Source organism: Nonomuraea lactucae, from assembly GCF_003313395.1.
GTDB classification, from domain to species: Bacteria; Actinomycetota; Actinomycetes; order Streptosporangiales; family Streptosporangiaceae; genus Nonomuraea; species Nonomuraea lactucae.
This window is the reverse complement of sequence record NZ_QNFZ01000318.1, coordinates 1-590: the sequence shown is the minus strand read 5'-3', so window position 1 is coordinate 590 and position 590 is coordinate 1. Positions and strand designations below refer to the sequence as shown.

Below are 590 nucleotides of genomic sequence, written 5' to 3'. Positions count from 1 at the left end.
GCCACGACCTCGCCGTCCAGCAGTTCCTCCACCACGTGCCCGCCGAGCGTCGCCGGGTCCGGACCCCGGATCGCGCCCGGCCGCGGCATGGTGGCGTTCACCACCGCGTACGGCTCCGCGGCGCCGATGCCGCAGGTGCGCAGCCCGGCGTTGAGCTCGGCCGCGTCGGAGCCGGCGAGCGCGGCCATGACGAGCTGCTCGGCCAGGCGGCGCTCGACCCGGCGCCCCTCCTCCATACGGCTCCGTTCCAGGGCGACGCAGGCCGCCAGCTCGTAGCCGAGATCGGCCCGGTCCATCAGGTCGCCGTCGCAGGCCAGCGCCCAGCCCGCGGCGCGGTGGCCGCGCCCGACGCCGAAGACCGTGTAGCGGCCCACCCTGCAGGGCAGGCGGGCGGCCGTCAGGTAGGCGCGCGACAGCCGTACCGGATCGTCGGCGGAGCCCACCAGCACCCGGCCGGTGGGAGAGAGCACCACCCCGGTGACGCCGAGCTCGTCGGCGGTGAGCGCGAACAGCTCCGGCAGCCCGGCGCCCTCGGCGACGGCGGCCACCAGCCTGCGGTGGCGGCCGAGCGCGTCGCGCACGTCGCCCGG

General features: G+C 77.8%; 1 pseudogene. It reads right to left on the bottom strand.

Annotated features, from left to right (window positions below):
* Nucleotides 1-590, bottom strand: a pseudogene (locus DQW85_RS21695) (PucR family transcriptional regulator); the annotation flags it as partial.